The organism is Mesorhizobium sp. M1E.F.Ca.ET.063.01.1.1, from assembly GCF_003998155.1.
Taxonomy (GTDB): Bacteria; Pseudomonadota; Alphaproteobacteria; order Rhizobiales; family Rhizobiaceae; genus Mesorhizobium.
On record NZ_RZSC01000607.1, the window covers coordinates 1 to 3,623 of the forward strand.

At 65.0% G+C, this 3,623-nt stretch carries 3 protein-coding genes; 1 reads left to right on the forward strand and 2 read right to left on the reverse strand.

Annotated features, from left to right (window positions below; all coding sequences use genetic code 11):
- Window positions 1–139 precede the first annotated feature (139 nt).
- The gene (locus EOA29_RS29020) at window positions 140–1,795 is read right to left on the reverse strand and encodes an ABC transporter substrate-binding protein (RefSeq protein WP_126095355.1); all 1,656 of its coding nucleotides are present in this window, start codon (window positions 1,793–1,795) and stop codon (window positions 140–142) included.
- 126 nt (window positions 1,796–1,921) lie between these two features.
- On the opposite strand from EOA29_RS29020, the gene EOA29_RS29025 reads away from it, so the two are divergent.
- The gene (locus EOA29_RS29025; protein ID WP_127221951.1) at window positions 1,922–2,830 is read left to right on the forward strand and encodes a LysR family transcriptional regulator; all 909 of its coding nucleotides are present in this window, start codon (window positions 1,922–1,924) and stop codon (window positions 2,828–2,830) included.
- Between the two features lie 6 nt (window positions 2,831–2,836).
- On the opposite strand, the gene EOA29_RS29030 is transcribed toward EOA29_RS29025, so the two are convergent.
- Window positions 2,837–3,623 (reverse strand): ABC transporter ATP-binding protein (locus EOA29_RS29030; protein WP_145969850.1); only part of this gene is annotated, 787 nt, incomplete at its 5' end.

Below are 3,623 nucleotides of genomic sequence, written 5' to 3' on the forward strand. Positions count from 1 at the left end.
ACATAGCCGGGCTCGAACTCATATTGCACGATATTGTCGAGCAGCGGGAAATGCGGCCCGCGGCCGCGCAAATGAGGCTTGCGAATGGTAGTCGTCCTTTTTTCGTCGTTGGCAGCCAGGGCCTTGCGCGCGACCATGATCAACCTATCGATACCCGGTCGAGCAGCAGCCCGGCGGCGATCGGCGGCAGGCCGCTGACATTCTTGCGCACCGGCACCAAAAGGTCCGGGAAGTAGCTGAAGATCACCGGCGTCTCGTCGAGCAGCAGCTTTTGGATGTCCGACGCCGCCTTGCGCTGCGTGTCGAGGTCGAGCGCCTTGAGATAGCCGGTCACCAGCCCGTCATAGGCCGTATTCTTGAAATGCGCCGCATTCCACGGACCGTCGCTGACCAACGGGCTTTTCAGGAAGACGTTCGGCACGCTGCGATGCGCGTAGTCGGTGATGCCGAGCGGGCTGTCCAGCCAGTCCGACTGGCCGAACACCGCCTTGCCGTAATATTTGTCCTGGTCCTCGATGTTGAGCGAGATACGGGCGCCGATCTCCTTGGCGAAGTTCTGGAAGAGCTGCGCGTATCCGGGAATGTCGGAATAGAGCAGCGTCGTCAGCGTCATGTCGAAGCCGCTGGCAAGGCCCGCTGCTTCCATCAGCTGCTTGGCCTTGGCGATGTCCTGCGTGCGCTGCGCCACCGACTTGTCGGTCGCGGGGAAAGCCGGCGCGAACGGGCTGTCATTGCCGGTCGCCGCCATGCCGCGGCAGAGCCCGTCGACCAGCTTCGAGCGGTCGATGCACAGCGCCAGCGCCTGGCGCACGCGCTTGTCGGTGAAGGGCGCCATGTCGCAGCGCATATGGAACTGGCGATGCGCGGTGGAGGCGACGCGCAGCACCGTGATGTCCGGATTGCCGAGCACCACCTGGCTGACGTCGAGCGGGATGGCGTCGAGCACGTCGACCTCGCCCGCCTGCAGCGCCAGGATGCGCGGCTGCACGTCACCGTAGAATTTGAACTCCAGCCGGTCGGGCAGCGCCTTCTCGCCCCAATAGTCGGGATTGCGCACGAAGCTCGCGCCGACTTTCGGCGTGTAGCTTTCGAGCCGGAACGGCCCGGTGCCCTCGAAGGTCTTCTCGTAATCGCCCTTGTAGCTCGCCGGCAGGATGACGGCGTTGTAATTGTCGATCGACACCGAATAAGGGAAGCTGCCGTTCGGCGCGTCGAGATGGAACTCGACGGTGTGGTCGTCGACCTTGCGCGTGCCGCCCTTCGACAGCAGCCCCTTGAATACCGACAGCGCGTTGGAGGCGCCGCTCGGATCGGCGAGGCGGTCGAAGGTCGCCACCACGTCGTCGGCCTTGAAGTCCTCGCCATTGTGGAATTTCACGCCCTTGCGCAGCTTGAAGGTCCACACACTTCCGTCGGCATTGGGCGACCAGCTCTCGGCCAGCACCGGCTTCAGCGTCAGGTCGGGCTGCGTCACGCACAGGAATTCGGCCGTCTGGAAGACGAGCTGGTAGCTGCCGCTGTCATAGAAGGTGACCGGGTCGATGGCGCCGCCGGGCACGGCGACGCCTGCACGCACCGTGCCGCCCGGCTTGCCCTCGGCGCGCGCTTCTGGAGCGCCAAGGCCGATCGCCGAGACGATGCCGCCGAGGAATGGCAGCGAAAGGCCGAGCACGCTGCCATGGCGCAGGAATTCGCGCCGGCCGATCCTGCCGGCGAGCAATTCATCGACAGCGGAATTTTCGATTGCGCTAAGATTTCTGCGAGCGGCGTCGATCGTCCTGAAATGCTTCGGCATGGCTGCATTCCTTGGCTGGCGTGGAGGTTCTGCCATCTAGTTCATTGTTGACCACGGCCGAAAAGCGATATTTTTTGATGAGGGCCATCGGAATCTTCGATTGCCGCCGAGCCGGGGGCGAAAGCCATGGACACCGAGAATCTGCGCAGTTTCCTCGAGGTCGCGGAGCATGGCAGCTTCACCGTCGCCGCCCATCGGCTGAACCTTGCCCAGTCCACCGTCAGCGCGCGCATTCGCGGCCTCGAAGAGCAGTTGGGACGCAAGCTCTTCGTTCGCGACAGCGACGGCGTCACGCTGACGCCGGCCGGCCGGCAGTTCCTGCCGCACGCTGCGACGATCACCCGGACCTGGGAGCAATCGCGTCAGGACATCGCCGTTCCCGATGGCTACGAGACGCTGCTGAGGCTCACCGCGCCAGCCTATCTCTGGGACAGCATCACCTCGCCCTGGATCGACTGGATGCAGGCGAGGCGGCCAAACGTGGCGCTTCGCCTCGAAGGGAGTTTTCCCGATCTGGCGATCGACCAGATGGCCGAAGGCCTGCTCGACATCTGCATCCTCTATCTGCCCAAGCCGCATCCCGGCATCGTCTATGAGACATTGGCCGTCGATCAGGTGGTCCTCGTCCAGCATACGGCGCAAGCCGGATCGTGGACGCAGAACTACATACTGATGGACTGGGGGCTGGAGTTCCGCGTCGAGCATGACCGCGCCTTTGCCGGCATGGTGAAGCCTGCGATCTCCGCCGGGCTGGTGTTCATCGGCCTGCAGCATGTGCTGTCGCAACGGGCGGCCGCCTATCTGCCGCTGAGCGCCGTCAGCGGTCACATCGAGCGCGGCGAGTTGCGGCGCGTCGAGGACGCGCCGGTGTTCCAGCGGCCGATTTATCTAGCCTATCCGGAGAACCCGGCCTCTTCCGATGCCCTCGACATCGCCTTGACGGGCCTGCGCACGCTCGCCAGGAACCTGTCGGGCGATCAAGCTTTCGCGGAAAGCGACCGCGCCTTCAGCATGGCAGGCGCGGCGGCATTCTGACGGCGATCACGCCGGCTCCACGGCCGTGGGCTTCTGCAGCCTTGCCAATTCCTCAAAAGGAATATGGCAGCGGATCGTGTGCCCGGGCTCGGCCTCGATGAGCTCCGGCTCCTGCGTCTCGCAAATCGCGCCGATCTTGCGCGGGCATCTCGTGTGGAAGACGCAGCCCGTCGGCGGGTTGGCGGCGCTCGGTATCTCGCCGTCGAGGCGGATGCGCGCGCTCTCGGTCCGGTCGAGTTTCGGCACGGCCGACAGAAGCGCTTCCGTATAGGGATGGTGCGGGCCGGAAAAGACCGCTTCCGACGGCCCGAACTCCATGATGCGGCCGAGATAGAGCACGGCGATCTTGTCGGAGAGATAGCGCACCACGCCGAGGTCGTGCGAAATGAAGATGTAGCTGACGTCCTGCTTCGACTGCAGGTCCGCCAGGAGGTTGAGGATCGCCGCCTGCACCGACACGTCGAGCGCCGAGGTCGGCTCGTCGCAGACGACGATGCGTGGCTCGCCGGCGAAGGCGCGCGCGATCGCCACGCGCTGCTTCAGCCCGCCCGACAGCTGGCGCGGCTTGACCGCGAGATGCCGGTCGGTGAGCCGCACCGAGCGGACGAGCTCTTCCAGCCGCGTGTCCAGCGCCTTGCCGGTCAGCCCGCCCAGCCGCTTCAAGGCGCGGCTCAGGATATGCCGGATCGAATGCGAGCGGTTGAGCGCCGAATCCGGATTCTGGAAAACGATCTGCACCGCCTTGACCTGATCCTCGGTGCGGTTGGCAAGCCGTGGCGCGAGCTCTCTGCCC